This window comes from Geodermatophilus sp. SYSU D00742 (assembly GCF_054049935.1).
In genome coordinates this window covers 28,724-49,965 of the sequence record NZ_JBJGYJ010000002.1, presented here as the reverse complement: position 1 = coordinate 49,965, position 21,242 = coordinate 28,724, and the positions used below count along the sequence as shown (strand labels likewise).

The following is a 21,242-nucleotide window of genomic DNA, read 5'->3' as shown; positions in this document are numbered from 1 at the left end:
GGGAGACCTCTCCGCCACCGGTGGCAGCCCTGGGCCCAGCGATCCGGTCGACCGCGGGACGGTGTCGATGTTAGCGCTAACATGTCCGTGGTCACACCGGGGCGTGGAGTGCACGGACCGGCACGGGGCCGGTGCTCCCCCGGACCAGCAGCGTCGCCGGAACGGGGTCGGGGTGCAACTCCTCACCCCGGAGCCGGGCGAGCACCAGCCGCACCCCGCGGCGACCGAGCTCGGCGAAGTCCTGGCGGACGGTGGTCAGGGGTGGGGTGAAGTAGGGCGCCTCGGGCAGGTCGTCGAAGCCGACGACGCTCACGTCACGCGGCGACTCCAGCCCCTCCTCGTGGAAGGCGGCGAGGAGCCCGAGGGCCATCTGGTCGTTGGCCAGGAACACCGCCGTCACCTCCTCACCGGCGTGCACGCGCGCGGCCAGCTCCTTGCCGGCGGCGTACCCGGACGACGGCGTCCAGTCGCCGCGCAGGTACGGCGGGACCGGTGCCCCGTGGGCGCACAGCTCCGCCCGCCAGCCGGCGATGCGGTCGCGCGCCTCCTGGGAGTCGCCGGGACCGGTGACGTGGTGGACCGTTCGATGGCCGAGGTCGAGCAGGTGCCGGGTGGCCAGCCGCGCACCGGTCACCTGGTCCACGCCCACGGCCGGCTCCTCCACCGCGCCACCGCTCTGCACGGTGATCAGCGGCAGCGGGGTGTCGATCCGGTGCAGCGCCTCGGCAGCGTCGTCGTAGGTGGCCTGCGCGACGACGGCGTCGACCGACTGCCTGACGAACCGGTCCACCGCGTCGCGCATCGCCTCGGCGGTCGCCTCGTCCAGGACGGTCACCGACAGCGAGTAGCCCGCGGTGCGCGCGGCCTGCTCCAGCCCGACCAGCGTCTGCGCCGGGCCGTACTGGTTGATGTTCACGGTGACGAAGCCGATGGTGCGGGTCGAGCCGGTGACCAGCGCCCGCGCGGCGGGGTTGGGCCGGTACCCGAGCTCCTGGATCGCCCGCTCGACGCGCTCCCGGGTCTGCGGAGCGACGTTGCGGTGCCCGTTGATGACCCGGGAGACCGTCTGGTGCGAGACCCCGGCGCGGGCCGCGACGTCCGACATGACCAGCGCTCGCGTCGCCCCCTCGGGCTCCACCGCCACCCCTCCCGTTGACGGGGCACCGTCGCCCCGTGCTGGCGAGGGCGGCCCCGCGGTGTCCCCGCGGGGCCGCCCGGCGACTCAGCGCGAGGCGCCGGCCCGCCGCTTGTTGTAGACGTCGAAGGCCACGGCCAGGAGCAGGACCAGGCCCTTGACCACCGACTGGATGGACTGGTCGATGCCCATGAGCTGCATGCCGTTGCTCATGACGGCCATGATCAGACCGCCGACCATGGCGCCGAAGACCGTGCCGACACCACCGGTGACGGCGGCACCGCCGATGAAGCAGGCCGCGATCGCGTCGAGCTCGAACATGTTGCCCGCGCTGGGCTGGGCGCCGTTGGACCGCGACGAGAAGACGATGCCGGCGATCGCGGCCAGGAAGCCCATGTTGACGAAGATCCAGAAGTTGACCGCCCGGACCTTGACACCCGACAGCGTCGCCGCGGCCAGGTTGCCGCCGATCGCGTACACCTGGCGCCCGAAGACGGTGCGCTTGGTGATGACGCCGTAGGAGATGATCAGCACGGCCAGGATGATCAGCACGATCGGCAGGCCGCGGGCGTGCGCCAGCTGCCAGGCGAAGGCCATGACGACGGCGCCGACGGCGACGATCTTGGCGACGAACAGCGGGAAGGACTCGACCGGCTGCTGGTACTTGATCCGGGCGACGCGGGTGCGGAAGTTGCTGTACGCGTAGCCGGCGACCGCGATCGCGCCGATGAGCAGGGTGAACGCGTCGTAGCCGTTGCCCCCGATGAGCCCGTTGAGGAAGCCGCTGGCGATCCGGCCGTACTCGCTGGGGAACGGGGACAGCGAGATGTTGTCGAGCACCTGCAGCGTGAGACCGCGGAACAGGAGCATGCCGGCGAGCGTCACGATGAACGCGGGGATGCCGACGTAGGCGACCCAGAACCCGTGCCAGGCGCCGATCGCCAGGCCCACGGCGATGGCGGCGAGCGCGCCCGCCCACCACGGCATGCCCTGCCGGATGACCAGGACGGCGGAGACCGCCCCGGTGAGCGCGACCACCGACCCGACGGACAGGTCGATGTGCCCGGCGATGATCACGATGACCATGCCGATGGCCAGGATGAGGATGTAGCTGTACTGCAGGACGATGTTCGTGACGTTGCCGGGGCTCAGCGAGGTGCCGCCGGTGAGGACCGCGAACAGGGCGACGATGACCACGAAGGCCACGTAGATGCCGCTCTGGCGCAGGTTGCTCGTGAGCAGGGCCCGGACGTTGCTGGTCCCGGTGTGCAGGGCGACAGCGGGGGCGACGTCCTTGGGAGCCGTGGCGGTCTGGGCCTCCGGCTCCGACGAGGGGGGAACGGTCCTGGTCATGCCGCGAGCTCCTTCTCCTTGGTCATGAGCTCCATGAGGTTCTCCTGGGTTGCCTGCGCGACGGGCACCTCACCGGTGATCCGGCCCGCCGACAGCGTGTAGATCCGGTCGCAGATGCCCAGCAGCTCGGGCAGCTCGGAGGAGATGACCAGCACCGCCTTACCGGCGGCGACCAGCCGGTTGATGATCGTGTAGATCTCGTACTTCGCACCCACGTCGATGCCGCGGGTGGGCTCGTCGAGGATGAGCACCTCGGGGTCGGTGTACAGCCACTTGCTCAGCACGACCTTCTGCTGGTTGCCACCGGAGAGCTTGCCGACGATCGAGGTGACGCTCGGCGCCTTGACGTTCATGCTCTTGCGGTAGCCCTCGGCGACCTTGATCTCCTCGTTGCCGTTGACGAAGCCCTTGCTGGCGAGCTTGTTCAGAGCGGCGGCGGAGACGTTGCGCCGGATGTCCTCGATGAGGTTCAGGCCGTAGTGCTTGCGGTCCTCGGTGGCGTATGCGATCCCGGCGTCGATCGCCTCGGAGACGTTGCGGGGCCGGACCTCCTTGCCGTGCACGAACATCCGTCCGGAGATGTTCCGCCCGTAGGCGCGCCCGAAGAGGCTCATGGCCAGCTCGGTGCGCCCGGCGCCCATGAGGCCGGCGATGCCGACGACCTCGCCGGCGCGGACGGTGAAGCTGGCCCCCTCCACGACCTTGCGGTCCTGTGTCGGGTGCCAGACGGTCCAGTCCTCGACCCGCAGGACCTCCTCGCCGGGGTGCGACTCGCGCTCCGGGTAGTAGCTCTCCAGGTCGCGGCCGACCATCCCGCGGATGATCCGCTCCTGGGTGACCTCGCCGGCGTGCAGGCTCAGCGTCTCGACCGTCTTGCCGTCGCGGATGACGGTGACGTTGTCCGAGACCGCGGTGATCTCCCCGAGCTTGTGCGAGATCATGATGCAGGTGATCCCGCGCTCCCGGAGCCGGCGCATCAGGTCGAGCAGGTGCGCGGAGTCGTTGTCGTTGAGCGCGGCGGTCGGCTCGTCGAGGATCAGCAGCCGCACGTCCTTCGACAGCGCCTTGGCGATCTCCACCAGCTGCTGCTTGCCGACGCCGAGCTGGCCGACCGGGGTGACGGGGTTCTCGGCCAGGCCCACCTCGGCGAGCAGGCGGGCGGCCTCGGCGTTGGCCTTGTTCCAGTCGATGAGCCCGCCGCGGCCACGGCGCTCGTTGCCGAGGAAGATGTTCTCGGCGATCGACAGGTAGGGCACCAGGGCGAGCTCCTGGTGGATGATCACGATCCCGACGTGCTCGCTGTCGCGGATCCCGGAGAAGCGGACCGGCTCGCCGTCGTAGACGATCTCGCCCTCGTAGCTGCCGGTGGGGTAGACCCCCGACAGGACCTTCATCAGCGTCGACTTGCCGGCGCCGTTCTCGCCGCAGATGGCGTGGATCTCGCCGCGGCGGACCTTCAGGTTCACGTCCGACAGCGCCTTCACGCCGGGGAACGTCTTGGTGATGGAGCGCATCTCCAGGATGTGGTCGTCCATGGGACCTCGTCGTCCTGTCGTCGGTACGCGCCCGGCGCGCCCGCGGGATGGTGGAGAGAGTGTGCGCCACCCCGGCGCGGGGTGGCAGGTCGTACGGGACGGACGTCCCGTGGGGCCGGCCGGGCCCGACAGCGACTGCTGCCGGGCCCGGCCGGGCTCACCTGGCGCGGGTCAGTCCGCCTGGCCGGTCTGGACCTCTTCGGCCGTCCAGTACTCGGAGTCGATCAGGACCGACTGGATGTCGTCGGCGAAGACCGTCTCGACCGGGAGCAGGTACGACGGGACGACCTTGACGCCGTTGTCGTAGGTCTCGGTGTCGTTGGCCTCGGGCTCGTTGCCCTCGGCGAACGCCGAGGCGGCCGCGACGGCCTGCTCGGCCAGCAGGCGGGTGTCCTTGAAGATCGTGGAGCTCTGGACCCCGTCGGCGATCAGCTTGACCGAGGCGATCTCGGCGTCCTGGCCGGTGACGACCGGCATCGGGTTGGCGGCGTCCAGGGTCGGGCCGTACCCGGCGTTCTGCAGGGCGGTGATGATGCCGCGCGAGATGCCGTCGTAGGGCGAGAGGACGCCGTCGACCCGCGAGCCGTCGTTGTAGGTGGAGGTCAGCAGGTCCTCCATGCGCCGCTGGGCGGTCTCCTGCTGCCAGCGCAGGATCGCGGCCTGCTCGATGTCGGTCTGGTTCGACTTCACGACCAGCGTGCCGTCGTCGATCTTCGGCTGCAGGACCGACATGGCGCCGTTGAAGAAGAAGAACGCGTTGTTGTCGTCCAGCGAGCCGGCGAACAGCTCGATGTTGAACGGGCCGGTGGCGCTGCCGGGCGAACCGTCGGGGTTCAGCACACCGAGGCCGGTCAGGAGCGCGTTGCCCTGGGCCACACCGACGGCGAAGTTGTCGAACGTGACGTAGAAGTCGACGTTCTCGCTGTCGCGGATCAGCCGGTCGTACGCGATGACCGGGATGTTGTTCGACGCCGCGTTCTCCAGCTGGCCCGCGAGCGCGGTGCCGTCGATCGCAGCGATGACGAGGATGTCGGCACCCTCGGTGATCATCTGGTCGATCTGCTGCGACTGGGTGGGGATGTCGTCGTTGGCGTACTGCAGGTCGACGCTGTACCCCTCGGCCTCCAGCTGCTCCTTGACGTTGTTGCCGTCGGCGATCCAGCGCTCGGAGGTCTGGGTCGGCATCGAGACGCCGATCGTCAGGTCCTCCGCGTCGCCGCCGCCCCCGGCGCCACCGCTGCCCCCGGCACCCTCGCCGCCGCAGGCCGCCAGCGAGAGCGCCAGGACCGCGCTCGTGGCGGTCAATCCGAGCCTTGTCCGCACTGCCATCTCCTCCTCGAGACGTCTGCCCGCCGAATGACCCGGCGCTCAGGCTCGCCCCGGGGCGAGCGCATAAGTGTGAGCGTTAACAACCGCGATGCGTCAACTCCTCGCGGACAAGAAACCGTCACGTTCTCGTAACGCCGAATTCCTCTGGGTGCACCGTGTCCCGCCGACGTCGCAGCGCGTCGCGACCACGGCCCCCTCCGTTCCCTCCCGGGCGCCCCGCCGGGTGGGGCGGCGGCCGCCCCGGACGCGCGCGTGCCCCGCCCACCGGGGTGGACGGGGCACGGAGCTCGCCGGCGTGCCGCCCGGGCGGGCGGCGGGCCGTCAACGGATGGTGATCTGGCGGGAGAGCAGGCCCGCGCGGGCCCGACGCTCGTCGGCGGTCAGCGGGTCGGTGACGGCCAGCGCCTGCTCCAGCCGCTCCCCGAACTCGCGGGCCGGACCGGCCCACTCCGCGGCCGGGGTCTCGGCCGGCAGGTCCCACACCGGGACGACCAGGCCGTGGGCGCGGAAGGCGCCGGCGTACCGCGTGCCCTCCCCGAGGGTGATCTGCTCGGCGGCACGCAGCCGGGCCAGCGCGTCGAGCAGCGGCTCCTCGGCCTCCGGCCGCACCCAGCGCAGGTGCGCCCGCTCACCGCCGGGGCGCACCCAGTAGGCCGCGCCGAGGTCGGGGAGCAGCTCGGTGGGCAGCACGGCCGCGTTGGCCTGCTCGAGGCCGGCCTGGGCGGCGGGCCCGGCGTCGGTGCCCTCCAGCCAGAAGCCGAAGTCGGGGTGCACGGTCACCTCGAGCGGGGCCTCGAGGTCCAGCAGCTCCTGCAGCCGCGGCCCCGCCGAGCCGGCACCACCGATGGGGCCCGGCTCGACCGGTGCGCCCTTCGGCGCCTCGAGGGCGGCCGCGAGCGCGGTCCCGAGGTCGCGGCTGACGTCGTCGGACGAGCCCTGCAGCTGGACGCCGAGCAGGATCTCGCCGTTGGCCCGCACCAGCGCCGGCGCCCCGCCGGGCAGCACGCTGGCGAGGGTGACGTCGCGCCCGTCGGCGGTGGTCAGCGGTGCGGTCGCCGCGGGGACCAGCTCGCGCAGCGCCACCCAGTGCGGCTCGCCCGGCAGGCCCTCGAACGGGCGGGTCACCGGCGGGGCGTAGCCGGAGCCGTGGCAGTGCTTGTACCGGCGGCCGGAACCGCAGGGGCACGGCGCCTTGGGGTTCACGCCCCCGTCGGCGGCGGGGGCGGCAGCGGGACGGCGGCGGGTCGCGGAGCGGGCCATGGGCCCCAGGCTAGGCGGCCACCGCGCAGGGTCCCGCCACGAGCCTGCGAGCGGCGGGGGCGAGGGGGTCGCCTCTCTACGCTGTGGACCCGTGACCAGCACCGCCCTCCCGCTCGACCTCACCGACCCCGCCGTCGTCGCCGACCCCTATCCGGCGTTCGCCCGCGCGCGCGAGGTCGCGCCGGTGCAGTGGCACGAGGGCCTGGGCCTGTGGCTGGCCTTCACCCACGCCGGGTCCAACGCCGTCCTGCGCGACCGGCGGCTGGGCCGGATCTGGCGCGACCGGCAGCCGGCCGAGCGGTTCGGCGACTTCAACCTCATCCACCGCAACGCCATCCTCGAGATGGAGCCCCCCGACCACACCCGGCTGCGGCGGCTGATCAGCACCGCGTTCGCCCGCGGCCACGTCGAGCGGCTGCGGCCGTGGGTGGAGCAGCTGGCCGGCCGGCTGGTCGACGAGCTGGTCGAGCGGTCCGGCGGGGTGGAGCCGGTCGACGTCCTCTCCGGCATGGCCGAGCAGCTACCGGTCGACGTCATCGCGGAGCTGCTCGGCGTCCCCGAGGCCGACCGGCCGCTGCTGCGCCCGTGGTCGAACGCGATCGTGAAGATGTACGAGTACGGGCGGACGACGGCCGTGGAGGAGGCCGCCGAGCGCGCCGCGGGCGAGTTCGTCGCCTACCTGCGCGAGCTGGCCGCCGACCGGCGGAGGGACCTCGGCGACGACCTCGTCAGCCACCTGGTCACGGTGCGCGACACCGAGGGCGACCGGCTCACCGAGGACGAGCTGGTCACCACCTGCATCCTGCTGCTCAACGCCGGCCACGAGGCGACGGTCAACGTCACCGGCAACGGGTTGCTCGCCCTGCTCCGCTCCCCCGACCAGCTGGCCCGGCTGCGGGCGGACCGGGCGCTGCTGCCGACGGCGATCGAGGAGCTCATGCGCTTCGACTCGCCGCTGCAGCTGTTCGAGCGGACCGCCACCGAGGACGTGGAGATCGGTGGCGTGACCGTGCGCGAGGGGCAGAGGATCGCCGCCCTGCTGGGGTCGGCCAACCACGACCCCGCCGTCTTCGCCGACCCGGAGGCCCTCGACGTCGGCCGCACCGACAACCCGCACATCACCTTCGGCGCCGGCGTCCACTTCTGCATCGGCGCCCCGCTGGCCCGCGTGGAGCTGCAGGCGTCCTTCGGCGCACTGCTCGACCGCACCACGCGACTGGAGCTGGGTGGCGAGCCGGTGCGGCGTCCGGAGTTCGTCATCCGCGGTCTGGCCCGGCTCCCCGTCGTCCTCTCGGGGTGACCCGGAGCGGCGGATGTGGCCGTCTCCGCCCCCCGCCCGGGACCGGTGGAGCGTGAGCGGGGTCACTGGCACGATCGGGGCCATGCGTGGGCTGATGCAGGACTACCCCCTGACCATCGATGCGATCTTCCGGCACGTCGAGCAGCACTACGGCGACGGCACCATCGCCACGGCCGGGCCCGCCGGGATCACCCGCACGACGTACGCGGAGTGGGCCCAGCGCACCAGGAGGCTGGGCGGGGTGCTGGACACGCTCGGCATCAGCGCGGACGGCCGGGTGGGCACGTTCGGCTGGAACAGCCAGCGCCACCTCGAGCTCTACTTCGCCGCGCCGTCCACCGGTCGGGTGCTGCACACCCTCAACATCCGGCTGTTCCCCGAGCAGCTCACCTACATCGCCAACCACGCCGAGGACGAGGTGGTCTTCGCCGACCGCACCGTGCTCCCGCTCCTGTGGCCGCTGATCGACACCATGAAGACGATCCGGCACGTGGTGGTCATGGACGACGGCGGCTCCAACGAGATCCCCGACGACCCGCGGGTGCTCGACTACGAGACACTCCTCGCCGAGGCCCAGCCGGTCGACTTCCACGTCGACGACGAGTGGCGGGCCGCCTCGATGTGCTACACGTCCGGCACCACGGGCAACCCGAAGGGCGTCGTCTACTCGCACCGCTCGACCTGGCTGCACACGATGGGCGTGATGGCGCCCAACGCGTTCGGTCTGGGCATCCAGGACGTCGCGATGCCGGTCGTGCCGATGTTCCACGCCAATGCCTGGGGCATCGCGCAGGCCGCCCCGGCTGCCGGCGCCTCGCTCGTCATGCCCGGCCCGATGATGCAGCCCGAGGCCCTGGCCGACCTGATCGTCGAGGAGGGCGTCACCTTCACCGCCGGCGTCCCGACGATCTGGCAGGGCGTCCTGCCGCACCTGGCCGGTCGCTCCCACCAGCTGCGCGAGATCGGCTGCGGCGGCTCGGCGGTGCCACGGGCGCTGAGCGAGGCCTACCGCGAGCAGGTCGGCCTGCCGATCCTGCAGGCCTGGGGCATGACCGAGACGCACCCGGTCGCGTCGTCGGGCATCCTGCCCCGGCGGTACGCGGACGCCGACGACGACACCAGGGCCGCCCAGCGGGCGCGCGCCGGCATCCCCTTCCTCGGCGTGGAGGCGCGCATCGTCGACGCCGAGACGTTCGAGCCCCAGCCGTGGGACGACCGGGCCACCGGTGAGCTGCAGGTGCGCGGGCCGTGGTGCGCGCAGGACTACTACAACCCCGACGCCGGGGTGGAGCTGACGACGCCGGACGGCTGGATGCGGACCGGTGACGTCGCCGCGATGGACGAGTTCGGCTCGATCCGGATCGCCGACCGCACCAAGGACCTCATCAAGTCCGGCGGTGAGTGGATCAGCTCGGTCGACCTCGAGAACGCGATCATGAGCCACCCGAAGGTCAAGGAGGCCGCGGTCGTCGGCATCCCGCACCCCAAGTGGGACGAGCGCCCGCTGGCCTGCGTCGTCCTCAGGGAGGGCGAGTCGATGACCGAGGACGAGGTCCTGGAGCACCTCAGGCCGCAGGTGGCCAAGTGGTGGCTGCCCGACGCCGTCACGTTCATCGACGAGGTGCCCAAGACCAGCGTCGGCAAGTTCTCCAAGAAGGACCTGCGCGCCCGCTTCGCGGAGATGGAACTGGACGGCTGAGCCCGCCGGGCACATCCGCGGTCGGGCTGCGTGCACATCCGCGGATGTGCACGGCGGTCAGCGCACGAAGGGAGGCCGGCCGGTCTCGCTCACCATGGGCCGGCCGGCCGCCTCCCACTGCCCCATGCCGCCGCCGACGTTCACCGCGTCGTAGCCGTTGACGTTGAGCCACGCCGCGACCCGCGCCGAGCGCCCGCCGCTGCGGCACACGACGTACACCGGGTCGCCCTCGGGCACGTCGTCGAGCCGGGCCGGGACCTCGCCCATCGCGATGTGCGTCGCCCCCTCGATGTGCCCGTACACCCACTCGTCGTCCTCACGGACGTCGAGGACGACGGCGTCCTCGGGGACCTCGCTGGCGGACACGGTGGGGACCTGCTGCGGCATCACGCACCCCATCGTGACACGGCGGCGACGGGACGCGGGGCTGCGAGGATGGGCCGCGATGAGCACCGACGCGGTCACCCCCGTGCGCGACCCCGCCTGGTCCCTGTCCCGCTCCGCGATCGGGCTGTGGGTCACCGAGGGGGTGATCGGCACGCTCGTCTACGGGGCGCTGGCAGCGGCGTTCGTCCTCTTCGTCCCCGTCGGCGGGCCCGTGCCGGTGCTGCGGTGGGTGCTGCCGGCGCTGGTGGTGGGCTACGCGGTCGTGGCGATCGGCATCCGCCCGTGGTTCCGCCACCGTGTGCACCGCTGGGAGGTCACCGACGAGGCGGTCTACACCCTCACCGGCTGGCTGACCCGCACGTGGACGCTGGTGCCGGTCTCCCGCATCCAGACCGTCGACGTCACCCGCGGGGTGCTCCAGCAGCTGTTCGGCCTGGCCACCGTCGCGGTGCTCACCGCCTCCAGCCAGGGCACCGTGCGCGTCTGGCACCTGGAGGCCGACGTCGCCGCGCGGGTGGCCGACGACCTCGCCCGCCGCGCGGAGCTCGTCCGCGACGAGGCGACGTGAGCGGGCCGGGGACCGAGGTCCCGCCCGGACGGCGGACCTCCCCGCGGATCGTGGCCGTGCACACCGCCACCTTCCGGCAGGCCCGCCAGCTGGTGCCGGCGCTGATCCCGCTCGCCGCGGTCATCGGCTTCGACGACGGGCTGAGCACGGTGGTCCTGCTGGCCACGGCGATCACCGCGGTGTCGCTGGCGGCCGCCGTGCTGAGCTGGTGGCGGTTCAGCTACGCCGACGGGCCGACGGCGGTCGTGGTCACCCGGGGCCTGCTGGCCCGGTCGGTGCGCACGGTGCCCAACGACCGCATCCGCGGCGTGGAGGTCGAGACACCGCTGCTGCACCGGGTGTTCGGGCTGGTGCGCGTGCGCATCGACGCCGCGGCGGGGTCGGTCGGCGTCAACGAGGAGGAGGTGGTCGTCGACGGTGTCCCGCGCGCCGAGGGCGACCGGCTCCGGGAGACGCTGCTGGCCCGGCGGAGCACCGCGCCGGGGGTGGCCGCCGCCCCGGCGGACGGCACCGCCGCGGGGGTCCCGGAGGAGGAGTTCGCCCGCTTCGACAACCGTTGGCTGCTGTACGCGCCGCTGGTGGGCAGCTACCTCGTCGTCCCCCTGGCCGCCGTCGGCACGCTGTTCCGGTTCCTCGACGAGCTGCCCGACCGCCTCGTGCCCGAGCTCGACGGGCCCGACCTCGCCGACGTCCAGGTGGCCGTGGCCGCGCTGCTGCTCGCGGCGGTGCTGCTGGCGCTCGCGGCGGTGGTCGGTGCGGCGGTGGTCAACTGGCGCTTCCGGCTGGTGCGGCGGGGGGCGACGCTGGTCGCCGTCCGCGGGCTGGTCACCCGGCGGCACACCGAGCTGGAGGTCGACCGCATCCGCGGCGGCACCCTCAGCGAGGGCGTCGGCATGCGCTGGGTGCGGGCGGCCCGGGTGAACGCGCTGGTCACCGGCCTCGGCCAGGCCAGCCGCCGGGGCCAGCTGCTGCCGCTGGGACCGCGGACGGCGGCCGAGGCGCTGCTGCGCCGGCTGGTCGAGGACCCGGGGCGTCTGGTGGGCCACCCGCCCGCGGCCCGGCGCCGGCGACTGGTCCGCGCCGTCGGGGCCGGCCTGCTGCTCACCGCCGCGGGCGGCGTCGCGACGGTCACCCTCGGCTGGTGGTGGGTGCTGGCCGCCGGGGTGGTGCTCACCGTGCTCGGCGTCCCGATCGGGATCGGCCGGTACCACGCCCTGGGGCACACGGCCGGCGCGCGCACGTTCAGCGTGCGCAGCGGCTGGCTGGTGCGGGAGCAGGCGGTGCTGCAGCGCCGCGCGGTCGTCGGCTGGCAGGTCCGGCAGAGCGTCGTGCAACGCCGTGCCGGCGTGGCCACGGTCGTGGCCTGCGTCGGCGCCGGCAGCGGCGGCTACGCCGCGATCGACATGGCCGCCGCGGACGTCGCCACCTTCACCGCCGCGGCGTCGTCGGGGACGTGGGCCGGGACCCTCGCGTCCTGAGGTCGGGACGCCCCACGCCCGGCGGGGGTCCGGCGGAGCGCCGAGGGTGCCGGCACGACGGCATGGCGTCCGCGCCCGGTCCCCGTGGCCCACGGCCGGCCGGCGCGCAGTCCTCGGTCACCTCCCCGCCGGCGGGCCGGCGGCTCCCGCACCGGACAGCCCGCCGACCAGGCCGGCCGCCGCCGCCGGGTGCCGGGCGGCCAGCAGCCCGGCGGCCGCCAGCACGTACCGCCGGTCGACGACGACGGTCGCCCCGGCGAGCACGCCGCCGGCTCCGCCCCGGTCGGCGGCGACCCCGGCGACCGCGGCCTCGAGCGCGGCCGGCCCGGCGTGCCGGAACACCCCGCCGGAGAGGACGACGAGCCCCGACCCCCGGGCGCCCGCGCCGCCCGATCCGTAGGCCTGCTCGGCGCGCAGGTGCCGGCGCAGCGCGATCGTGGCGGCCGCGACGCCGAGGTCCAGCGCGTCCTCGCCGGGCACCGGCACGTCCTCGGCGGCGGCGGCCGCCCGCAGCGCCGCGACGCTCGCCGCGACGCCGAGGTCACCCTCGACCGTGCGCCGCGCGGCCGGGACGCCGACCGCCTCGCGGCCCAGGCTCGCCTGCTCGGCGTCCGGGTCGGGTACGCAGTACACGTCCGTGGTCGCGCCCCCGACGTCCACCACGACCACCCCCGGTGCGGGTGCCCCGGAGCGCGCCGCCGCCAGGACGGTCACCCCCGCGAGGACGGCGTCCGGGGTCACGGTCTGCACCCACTCCCGCAGCCGGGGATCGGTGGAGAGCCGGTCACCGCCGATCACGTGCCGGAGGAAGACCGCCCGGATCGCCGCCCGCGCCGGTCCCGGGGCCAGCCGGCCGATGTCGGGCAGCACGTTGTCCGTCACGGTCACCGGCAACCCGCCGTCCCGCAGCACGGCCGCCACCTCCTCGCGGACGGCGGCGTTGCCCGCCAGCACCACCGGCACGGACCGACGCAGGACGCCGCGGCCCCCCGGCACCCGGGGAGGGACCCCCGCGTCCTCAGCACGCTCGGGGCGGGACCCGGGCGGGGACCGCCGCTCCAGCGCGGCCGAAGCAGCCAGGGCACCGGCGTTGTGCCGCAGCACCGAGGCCTCCCCGCCGTCGGTGCCGCCGACCAGCAGGACGACGTCCGGCTCCGCCGCCGCCAGCCGGGCGAGGTCCTCGCCGGCCAGCCGCCCCGCCGCCACGTGGACGACGCGGGCGCCGGCCGACAGTGCCGCCCGGTGCCCCGCCTCGGCGCTGATCAGCTCCTCGTAGCCGATCACCGCCAGCCGGAGCCCGCCACCGGCACTGGAGCAGGCGAGCACCGGGACACCGGTGAAGCCGGCGGTCGCGGCCAGCACCCCGCGGACGACGTCCTGGGGGTCGGTGGGCGCCTGCGCGGTGGCGAGGAGGTCGCCGTCGGGCAGCCCGACGAGGGCGGCCTTGGTCCAGGTCGAGCCGATGTCGACGCAGGCGACGCGGCTCATGCGCGGTGCAGCCCGGCCGCGGTGGCGCCGGCGGTCAGCGCGTCCAACCCGAAGGCCTGCACCGGACCGAGCGCGCCGACGCCGCGCAGGCCGTGCTCGGCGGCGTGCGTGGCACCCCAGGCCAGCAGCTCGGCGGTGAGGCCGTAGGGCTCGGGCCCGGCCAGCTCGACGCGGCCGAGCACCGCACCGGTGCGGTCCCGGACCTCGGCCACCGTGCGGGTGCGGGCCTCGGCGAGGGTCCGCTCCGAGGGCGCCTCCCCGACCCGGGCAGCGACCGCCGCGGCCAGCCGCTGCGTGCCCCGGCGCACCAGCGGCAACCGCCCTGCGGGCGGCACCAGCGGGGCCAGCCGGTGCGCGACCGGTGTCAGCGCGCCGAACCAGTCCAGGTGGACGCCGACCTCGCGCAGCCCGGGCGCGAGGCCCGGCAGCGTCAGGTGCTCGGCGCCGCCCACCGACAGCCCGCGCCGGGGCCGCCCGCCGGCCTCGAACCGCCACACCCGCCGGCCCGCCGCCTCCTCTCGCAGCCGGCCGCCGGTGAAGGCGAAGCCGGGTTCGAGCAGCACGCCGGCCAGCGAGACCAGCGTGCCGCGCGAGAACGCCTGTCCCGAGGTGCCGTCGAGGGCGTACCCGACGTCGACCCGGTGGGCCCGGTCGCCGGCCTCCACCAGCGCGAGCGCTGCGGCGAGCGTGCCCGGGACGTAGTCCAGACCGAAGGCGGGCACCAGCCCGGCGCCGGTGGCCGCGGCGCGCGGGCCGGCGTCCTCGAAGACCCGGCGGACGAACGGCGGCTCGCCCGTGGAGTCCAGGTAGACCGCCCCCGCGTCGACCGCGGCCTCGACCGCCGGGCCGCCGAGCCGGAGGAACGGGCCGACGGTGCTGACCAGCACGTCGCCGGCGCCGAGCAGGGCCCGCACGGACGCCGGGTCGCCGACGTCGGCCCGCACGGTCTCCAGGCCGCCGAGCCGGTCGGCCAGGGCCGCGAGGCGGACGGGGTCGCGGCCGGCGAGCACCGGGTGGGCACCGCGTACGGCCAGCGCCTGCGCGGTCCGCGAGCCCGTGTAGCCGGTCGCACCGAGGAGGACGATCCGCGCGGTCACCGGGCCGACCCTAGCCAGGCGTGTTGATCGAGGTGGTCGGGTAGCGGGCCCGCGATGCGCCCCGATCGGTTGCCTCACGCAACTCACTGCTGCGGAGCGCCGGTGCCCCTGCCCAGGTTCACCCTGCCCGCCAGCGCGGCGGCCTCCACCCGTGTGGCGACGCCGAGGCTGCGCAACAGGTGGGCGACCAGCCGCTTGGCGGTGCGCTCGGACACGTGCAGCGTCGTGGCGATGTCCATCGTGCTGGTCCCGTCGGCGACCAGCCGCCACAGCCGACGCTCGTCGGCGGTCAGCCGGTCGGCGATGGTCTGCTCGCCGGTCGGGGCGGCGTCCTCGAGCAGCCGGCGCAGCAGGTCCTCCGGCAGCACCGACCAGCCGTCCAGGACGGCGAGCAGGGGCCGCACCAGCGCCTCCGGGTCGGCGGTCTTGGGCAGGAAGCCGGCCGCGCCCGCGCGCAGCGCCTCGATGGCGCCGTCGGCCTCGGCCAGTCCCGACAGCGCCACGACCCGGACCATGGGGTCCGCGCGGCGCACCGCGGCGATCGCCCGCGTCCCGCCGGGCGGCGGCATGTGCAGGTCGATCACGGCGACGTCGGCGTGGTACCGGCGCACCAGCGCAGCGGCCGCCGAGGCGTCATCCGTCGTCCCCACGATCCGCACCCGCCCGTCACTCACCTCGGGCAGCAGCAGAGCCAGCCCCCGGCTGAACAGCGGGTGGTCGTCGACGAGCACGACGTCGACAGGACGGCGCCCAGCCCCGGCGTCGGTCAACCCGATCTCTCCCCAGACGGTCGCTGCGCCCGGCGCGCTGCTGGCCGGACCGCACGACGGAGGTGCCCATGACCCTGGCCGCCAACCCACCGACGCCGCACGCCCGCCACCGGCTCCTCGCCGACCTGTTCCACCTCGTCCGCACCCACCTGCACCGGACCGGGGTCCCCGAGGAGGCACCGGCCACCCCCGAGGACGCCGTCGTCCGGGCGCTGTGCCACGACATGCGCTCCCCCCTGGCGTCGCTGGAGGCGGCGCTCGGGTCACTCGGCCGGGGCGGGAGCGCGTCGGGGCAGGCAGCCGACCCCGCCGAGCTGCTGGAACTGGCCCGCGCCCAGACCGCGCACCTGTCGTCGATGCTGCGCACGGCCGCGGCCACGGGCGGGGCGATCGGCCGCGGCCGCGGGGCGCGCACGCTGGGCGACGTCGTCCGCGTCTCCGCCACGACCTCCGGCCTGCCCCCGCGGCAGCTGACCGTGCGCTTCGACGACGGTGCGGAGGAGGTCGGCGTCGCCGACGCCCGGGTCCAGCGGATCCTGGTCAACCTGCTGGAGAACGCACACCGCCACGGGGAGGGTGCCCCCGTCCAGGTGGTGGTCTCCCGGCGGCCCGGCTGGGCGCACCTGGCGCTCACCCAGGCCGTCGCCCGGCCCGAGCGGCTGATCGGCCACCTCGGCACCGAGCTGCCGCCCCCGGACCTGACCGGCCTGGGTCTGTGGTCGGTGCGCCGGCAGACCCGGGAGCTCGGCGGCCGGGTGGTGTGGGAGGTCGACGGCCCCGCGCTGACCCTCACCGTGCAGCTCCCCGACCGCTGAGAGAGGACCCCTCCGCCCCCCACGCCTCGCGAGTCGGCGCGGGTCCCTGCAGAGGGGGCCGGATTGGCACCGGCGGGCCACCGCTCGGCACGGGCGGGCCACCGGGCGCGGGCAGATCCGTGGTGTCACCGCATCGGCGGTGCTCGCGACGACGCCAGGGAGAACACGGACATGTTCACGCACACCCACGCCCTGCAGTACGAGGCCAAGCCCGACGGCCCCGACCCGGACTTCGCGCGGAAGATGCAGGAGATCCTCGGTGGCCAGTGGGGCGAGATGACCGTCGCCACGCAGTACCTGCTGCAGGGCTGGAACTGCCGGCTGCCCGGCAAGTACAAGGACCTGCTCCTCTCGATCGGCACCGAGGAGCTGGCCCACGTCGAGATGATCGTGACCATGATCGACCGGCTGCTCGACCACATCCCGCTCAAGCCGGACGCCGCCGACCGCACCAAGGAGGCCGCCGCCGGGTACGGCCAGCACAACCCGCAGCACCCGATCGTCAACGGCGCCGGCGCCTCGTACATGGACAGCATGGGCAACCCCTGGACCGGCGCGTACGTCACCGCCAGCGGCAACCTCATGGCCGACTTCATGTACAACGCGACCGCCGAGATGCAGGGCCGGCTCCAGGTGGCCCGGCTCTACAACATGACCGACGACCCCGGCGTGAAGGACATGCTGCGGTTCCTCATCACCCGCGACCACTACCACCAGCAGCAGTGGCTGGCCGCGTGCGAGGAGCTCAAGGACGACGGCATCGAGGGCATCCCGGTGCCCGAGGCGTTCCCGCTGGAGGAGGAGGTCGGCGACCTCGGCTACACCTTCATCGACGCCTCCGACGGCCCCGAGGCGGCGTCGGGCCGCTGGGCGTCGGGTCCGTCGGTCGACGGCCGCGGTCAGTTCTCCGCCCGGCCGATCGAGGCGACCGCGGACGCCCCGATCCTGCCCCCGGGTGACCCGCGGCTGTTCCCGACGCCGCAGCAGCCGGGGCAGTCGATGCTGCAGAAGGCCAAGGACATGCTCAAGTGAGCCGGCCCACCAGCTCACCCGGGCAGCAGAGCAGCTGACCACCCCCGTCCTGCGCCGTCGCCGCGCCGGTGACCGGGTCCTCGGTGACCCGGCCGCCGGCCGGCGGGACGCCTCCACCCCCGGAGGAAGCACCGTGCACCTGCACCTCCCCGCCGTCCTGCTGACGGTGGTCTACGCCGCGGCCGTCGCCGTGGCGGTCACCGCGCCCGGCGAGCACGCCCTCGCGGGTCTCGTCGTCCTCGCCGGCCTGGTCACCCGCTGGGCCGTCCGCCACCGCCGCGCGGGGGTCACCCCCGCCCCCGCGGCGCCCGCCGTCGACGCCGTCCTGGCGCCCGACACAGCTCCCGCCCGGGCCGCCGCCTGAGGGCCGCCCACGACGCGCGAGGCGCGCGTCCCCGTGTGGGGACGCGCGCCTCGGCCGTGCGGACCGGCCCCGTCCCGGGTCCCGCCCTGAGCGTGCGAAGGGCGGGGAGGACGGGGTCCTTCTAGTGCTGGACGGCCTTCTCCGCACCGATCCCGGTGAACGCCCGCACCTCGAGCTCGGCCCACTTGGCCTCGTCGGGCTTCTCCTTGGAGAGGATCGTGCCCAGCCAGCCGAGGAAGAACGACAGCGGGATGGACACCAGGCCCGGGTTGTTGAGCGGGAACCAGGAGAAGTCGACGCCCTGGATCAGCGAGGTGCTCTTGCCCGTCGCCTCGACGATCGGCGCGCCCGACACCACCGGCGAGAAGATGATCAGCGTGATGCACGCGATCAGGCCGCCGTACATCGACCACAACGCGCCCTGGGTGGTGAAACGCTTCCAGAACAGCGTGTAGAGGATGGTCGGCAGGTTCGCCGACGCCGCGACGGCGAAGGCCAGCGCCACCAGGAAGGCGATGTTCAGCCCGGCCTGCAGGGCCAGGATGCCCAGCCCGATGGAGATCGCGCCGATGACGACGGCGGTGATGCGGGCGATCCGCACCTCGCCGTTGGGCGGCACCTTGCCCTTCTTGATCACCGAGGCGTACACGTCGTGCGCGAACGACGCCGACGCGGTGATCGTCAGGCCCGCGACGACCGCGAGGATCGTGGCGAAGGCGACGCCGGCGATGACGCCCAGCAGGATCGTGCCGCCGAGCTCGAAGGCCAGCAGCGGCGCGGCCGAGTTGACCGCACCGGGGGCGCCGAGGATGGTCTCCGGGCCCACCAGCGCACCGGCGCCGTAGCCGATGACCAGGCTGAACAGGTAGAAGATGCCGATCAGCCAGATCGCCCACACCACCGAGCGCCGGGCGTCCTTCGCCGTCGGCACGGTGTAGAAGCGCATGAGGACGTGCGGCAGGCCCGCCGTCCCGAGCACGAGCGCCAGGCCCAGGGAGACGAAGTCCAGCTTCGAGGTGTTGGTCGCGCCGTACTGCGCGCCGGGCGCCAGGACGTCACGGCCGGCCACGGCGTTGTCGACCGACCCGCCGAGCAGCGAGGACAGGTTGAAGCCGAACTTCGCCAGCACCCACACCGTCATGACCAGCGCGCCGGCGATGAGCAGGGAGGCCTTGATGATCTGCACGTAGGTCGTGCCGCGCATGCCGCCGACGAGCACGTAGATGATCATCAGCGCGCCGACCAGGATGACGACCAGCGCCTGGGCCGCCTCGCCGGTGACCCCGAGCAGCAGGGTCACCAGCCCACCGGCGCCCGACATCTGCGCCAGCAGGTAGAACAGCGACACCGCGAGGGTGGAGATCGCCGCCGCCGTCCGGACCGGGCCCTGCCGCATCCGGAAGGCCAGCACGTCGGCCATCGTGAAGCGCGCGGTGTTGCGCATCAGCTCGGCGACCAGCAGCAGCGCCACCAGCCAGGCGACGAGGAAGCCGATCGAGTACAGGAAGCCGTCGTAGCCGAAGACGGCGATGGCGCCGGCGATGCCGAGGAAGGACGCCGCCGACAGGTAGTCGCCCGCGATGGCCAGCCCGTTCTGGGTGCCGCTGATGTTGCGCCCGGCCGCGTAGTAGTCCGCGGCGCTCTTGTTGGTGCGGCTGGCCCGGAACGTGATGACCAGGGTGACGGCGACGAACGCGGCGAAGATCGAGATGTTGACGGCGGGTTCGCCGATGGTCGCCGAGTCGGCGGCGAGGAGGTCATCCACGGGACGCACCCCCGCTGACCGAGCTGTCCGGGCCGGGCCGGCCGTGGGCGTACTCGTGGTGCTCCAGGCGGTTGCGCATCTCGTCGGCGATGGGGTCGGTCTGCTTGTTCGCGTGCGCCACGTACAGGTGCGTGATGACGAACGTCGTCAGGAACTGCGCCAGGCCGAGCAGGATGCCGAGGTTGACGTTGCCGAACACCCGGGTCGACATGAGGTCCGGCGCGTAGGTCGACAGGAGCACGTAGAGCAGGTACCAGGCGAGGAAGGCGACGGTCATGGGGAAGGCGAACCGCCGGAACCGCCGCTTGAGCTCGGTGAACTCGGGTGAGTCCTGGGCCTGGCGGTACTCCTCCGGTGTCAGCAACCTGCGTTCGTCGGGTGGTGTCACGGGGCGTCCTCCCCTGTCGGACCGGCGACCAGCGAAATCGTGATCGGGATCACTGTAGGAGGCGCCCACCGGCCCCGTCTTGTCGTCGACACCGATCCGTGTCGCACGACCGTTGCCTGCCGGTGACCGTGCGGGAACGCGGCGACGCTGCAATGGGTCATGGCTGCATCCGGAGGGACGTCGACGGGCTGGTTCCCGGTGGCGCGCGCCGTCGAGGTCGGGACGACGCCGGTGCCGGTGGGCGCCGGTGGGCGGGCGTACGTGGTGGTCCGCCTGCGACCCGGCGGGGAGGTGAGCGCCTTCCCCGCCCGCTGCCCGCACCGCCTGGTGCCGCTGGCGGCGGCGACGGTGACCGGGGGTCGCCTCCAGTGCCCGTACCACGGGTGGCGGTTCGACGGCGAGGGCCGCTGCACGTCGATCCCCTCGCTCGGCGGCGACGGCACCCCGCCCCCGCGTGCCGACCTGGCGATGCCCTGGGCGGTCGACGAGCGACACGGCTGGATCTGGCTGGCGCCCGAGCGGACCGCCGTGCCCACGCCGCCGCGGCCGACGGCCGACACCCTCGCCGAGCCGGCACCGCCGCCACCGGAGCCCCGGGGGCCGGCGTTCGGCAACCTGGCGCCCGCGCTGGAGCACGCGTGGCACCCCGTGGCCCTGTCCGGCGAGCTGCGCGCGGGCGGCTGGCTGCAGGTCCGGCTGCTGGGCCGCACCTGGCTGCTCCGCCGCACCGAGGAGGGTCTGCAGGCCGATCCCCCGGCGTTCGCGGTGCGGGAGCGGCTGGGCGTGGTCTGGTTGGCGCCGGCCGAGCCGCGGGACGTGCCCCTGGACGTGCCCGAGGACGGCGACCGGCGCTTCGTGAGCACCTGGCTGCCGCCGGTGCGCTCCCCCGGTCCGGCCGGCCCGCTGGCCGACACCTTCCTCGACGTCGCGCACGCCCCGTTCGTGCACAGCCGGATCGGTGGCCGGCCGGAGGAGGCGGAGGTCCCGCCGTTCGAGGTGACCCCGGAGCGCGGCGGGTTCCGGGCCGCGCTGGAACGGCCGTACGAGACCCCGCACCACCCGGACGGCATCGACGGCCCGCCGGTCCGGCGAGGGGCCACCTACACCTACCGGGCACCGTTCCAGCTGCGGCTGCGGCTGGACTCCCCGGAGACCGGCGCGGTCACCACGGTCCTCTGCCTGCTCCAGCCGGAGGACGCCGACTCGACCCGCGTCTACACGCGGATGCTGCTGTCCGCGGGCCCGGGCGCGCGCCTGCCCTGGCCCGACGACGTCGCCCGCGAGGTGGCCATCCAGCGGCAGGTGCTCGCCGAGGACCTCGCGGTCCAGGCCCTGCTGCCCGACCGCGGCCTGCCACTGGACCTGCGCGAGGAGCTGCACGTGCGGTCCGACCGGCTCGGCGTGGCCCTCCGGCAGGCGCTGTGCGACTTCGCCGACACGGTGCCCCGGCTCCGTGGCGTGGCCTGATCGGCTGCCCTG

The 21,242-nt window shown here is 74.1% G+C and carries 20 protein-coding genes; 8 read left to right on the top strand and 12 right to left on the bottom strand.

Going from position 1 to position 21,242, the window contains the following annotated elements; translation table 11 throughout:
* Positions 1–91: 91 nt before the first annotated feature.
* The 5 genes from ACI78V_RS01700 to ACI78V_RS01680 form a co-directional block, all read right to left on the bottom strand.
* Entirely contained in the window at positions 92–1,138 is a 1,047-nt protein-coding gene (locus ACI78V_RS01700; RefSeq protein ID WP_456848290.1) for a LacI family DNA-binding transcriptional regulator, read from the bottom strand.
* Between the two features lie 84 nt (positions 1,139–1,222).
* On the bottom strand, positions 1,223–2,488 hold the full coding sequence (gene mmsB, locus ACI78V_RS01695; RefSeq protein WP_456848288.1) for a multiple monosaccharide ABC transporter permease: 1,266 nt from the start codon (positions 2,486–2,488) through the stop codon (positions 1,223–1,225).
* On the bottom strand, positions 2,485–4,023 hold the full coding sequence (mmsA, locus tag ACI78V_RS01690; RefSeq protein WP_456848286.1) for a multiple monosaccharide ABC transporter ATP-binding protein: 1,539 nt from the start codon (positions 4,021–4,023) through the stop codon (positions 2,485–2,487). Before mmsA ends, mmsB begins: the two co-directional genes overlap by 4 nt.
* Before the next feature lie 171 nt (positions 4,024–4,194).
* On the bottom strand, positions 4,195–5,328 hold the full coding sequence (gene chvE, locus ACI78V_RS01685; protein ID WP_456848284.1) for a multiple monosaccharide ABC transporter substrate-binding protein: 1,134 nt from the start codon (positions 5,326–5,328) through the stop codon (positions 4,195–4,197).
* A gap of 345 nt (positions 5,329–5,673) precedes the next feature.
* On the bottom strand, positions 5,674–6,612 hold the full coding sequence (locus ACI78V_RS01680; RefSeq protein WP_456848282.1) for a DUF5926 family protein: 939 nt from the start codon (positions 6,610–6,612) through the stop codon (positions 5,674–5,676).
* Positions 6,613–6,703: 91 nt separating this feature from the next.
* Between ACI78V_RS01680 and ACI78V_RS01675 the strand changes: the two genes are divergently transcribed.
* Together ACI78V_RS01675 and ACI78V_RS01670 are read left to right on the top strand one after the other, a co-directional pair.
* On the top strand, positions 6,704–7,912 hold the full coding sequence (locus ACI78V_RS01675; RefSeq protein WP_456848280.1) for a cytochrome P450: 1,209 nt from the start codon (positions 6,704–6,706) through the stop codon (positions 7,910–7,912).
* Positions 7,913–7,994: 82 nt separating this feature from the next.
* Complete coding sequence (locus tag ACI78V_RS01670) at positions 7,995–9,611, top strand: long-chain fatty acid--CoA ligase (protein WP_456848278.1); 1,617 nt, start codon at positions 7,995–7,997, stop codon at positions 9,609–9,611.
* A 57-nt stretch (positions 9,612–9,668) separates the two neighbouring features.
* On the opposite strand, the gene ACI78V_RS01665 is transcribed toward ACI78V_RS01670, so the two are convergent.
* A complete protein-coding gene (locus ACI78V_RS01665) occupies positions 9,669–9,998 on the bottom strand; it encodes a rhodanese-like domain-containing protein (RefSeq protein WP_456848621.1) in 330 nt (109 codons plus the stop codon).
* A 58-nt stretch (positions 9,999–10,056) separates the two neighbouring features.
* Here ACI78V_RS01665 and ACI78V_RS01660 point away from each other — a divergent pair, with 58 nt between their 5' ends.
* Both ACI78V_RS01660 and ACI78V_RS01655 read left to right on the top strand, forming a co-directional pair.
* Positions 10,057–10,566, top strand: coding sequence for a PH domain-containing protein (locus ACI78V_RS01660; RefSeq protein WP_456848276.1), 510 nt, complete (start codon positions 10,057–10,059; stop codon positions 10,564–10,566).
* Positions 10,563–12,044, top strand: coding sequence for a PH domain-containing protein (locus ACI78V_RS01655; protein WP_456848274.1), 1,482 nt, complete (start codon positions 10,563–10,565; stop codon positions 12,042–12,044). The genes ACI78V_RS01660 and ACI78V_RS01655 overlap by 4 nt, the downstream gene beginning before the upstream one ends.
* A 117-nt stretch (positions 12,045–12,161) precedes the next feature.
* Here ACI78V_RS01655 and ACI78V_RS01650 read toward each other — a convergent pair whose 3' ends face one another.
* The 3 genes from ACI78V_RS01650 to ACI78V_RS01640 all read right to left on the bottom strand — a co-directional run bounded on the left by ACI78V_RS01650 (position 12,162) and on the right by ACI78V_RS01640 (position 15,399).
* A complete protein-coding gene (locus ACI78V_RS01650; RefSeq protein WP_456848272.1) occupies positions 12,162–13,532 on the bottom strand; it encodes a glutamate mutase L in 1,371 nt (456 codons plus the stop codon).
* Positions 13,529–14,629, bottom strand: a complete 1,101-nt coding sequence (locus ACI78V_RS01645) for a saccharopine dehydrogenase family protein (RefSeq protein ID WP_456848270.1) — start codon at positions 14,627–14,629, stop codon at positions 13,529–13,531. Before ACI78V_RS01645 ends, ACI78V_RS01650 begins: the two co-directional genes overlap by 4 nt.
* Positions 14,630–14,712: 83 nt before the next feature.
* On the bottom strand, positions 14,713–15,399 hold the full coding sequence (locus tag ACI78V_RS01640; RefSeq protein WP_456848268.1) for a response regulator: 687 nt from the start codon (positions 15,397–15,399) through the stop codon (positions 14,713–14,715).
* Between the two features lie 68 nt (positions 15,400–15,467).
* Between ACI78V_RS01640 and ACI78V_RS01635 the strand changes: the two genes are divergently transcribed.
* Positions 15,468–16,214 carry a sensor histidine kinase gene (locus tag ACI78V_RS01635; RefSeq protein ID WP_456848266.1) on the top strand — a complete coding sequence of 249 codons (747 nt, stop codon included), beginning with the start codon at positions 15,468–15,470 and terminating at the stop codon, positions 16,212–16,214.
* Between the two features lie 171 nt (positions 16,215–16,385).
* Positions 16,386–17,246, top strand: coding sequence for a manganese catalase family protein (locus ACI78V_RS01630; RefSeq protein ID WP_456848264.1), 861 nt, complete (start codon positions 16,386–16,388; stop codon positions 17,244–17,246).
* Here the strand turns inward: ACI78V_RS01630 and ACI78V_RS01625 are convergent.
* Positions 17,239–17,385 carry a hypothetical protein gene (locus tag ACI78V_RS01625; RefSeq protein ID WP_456848262.1) on the bottom strand — a complete coding sequence of 49 codons (147 nt, stop codon included), beginning with the start codon at positions 17,383–17,385 and terminating at the stop codon, positions 17,239–17,241. The genes ACI78V_RS01630 and ACI78V_RS01625 overlap by 8 nt on opposite strands.
* On the opposite strand from ACI78V_RS01625, the gene ACI78V_RS01620 reads away from it, so the two are divergent.
* The gene (locus tag ACI78V_RS01620) at positions 17,380–17,610 is read left to right on the top strand and encodes a hypothetical protein (RefSeq protein ID WP_456848260.1); all 231 of its coding nucleotides are present in this window, start codon (positions 17,380–17,382) and stop codon (positions 17,608–17,610) included. The genes ACI78V_RS01625 and ACI78V_RS01620 overlap by 6 nt on opposite strands.
* A 121-nt stretch (positions 17,611–17,731) precedes the next feature.
* Here ACI78V_RS01620 and ACI78V_RS01615 read toward each other — a convergent pair whose 3' ends face one another.
* Positions 17,732–19,375 carry a solute symporter family protein gene (locus tag ACI78V_RS01615; RefSeq protein WP_456848258.1) on the bottom strand — a complete coding sequence of 548 codons (1,644 nt, stop codon included), beginning with the start codon at positions 19,373–19,375 and terminating at the stop codon, positions 17,732–17,734.
* Positions 19,368–19,763 carry a DUF485 domain-containing protein gene (locus ACI78V_RS01610; protein WP_456848256.1) on the bottom strand — a complete coding sequence of 132 codons (396 nt, stop codon included), beginning with the start codon at positions 19,761–19,763 and terminating at the stop codon, positions 19,368–19,370. Before ACI78V_RS01610 ends, ACI78V_RS01615 begins: the two co-directional genes overlap by 8 nt.
* A gap of 159 nt (positions 19,764–19,922) precedes the next feature.
* On the opposite strand from ACI78V_RS01610, the gene ACI78V_RS01605 reads away from it, so the two are divergent.
* Positions 19,923–21,230: a Rieske 2Fe-2S domain-containing protein gene (locus ACI78V_RS01605; protein ID WP_456848255.1), complete on the top strand. Its 1,308-nt coding sequence runs from the start codon at positions 19,923–19,925 to the stop codon at positions 21,228–21,230.
* Positions 21,231–21,242 lie beyond the last annotated feature (12 nt).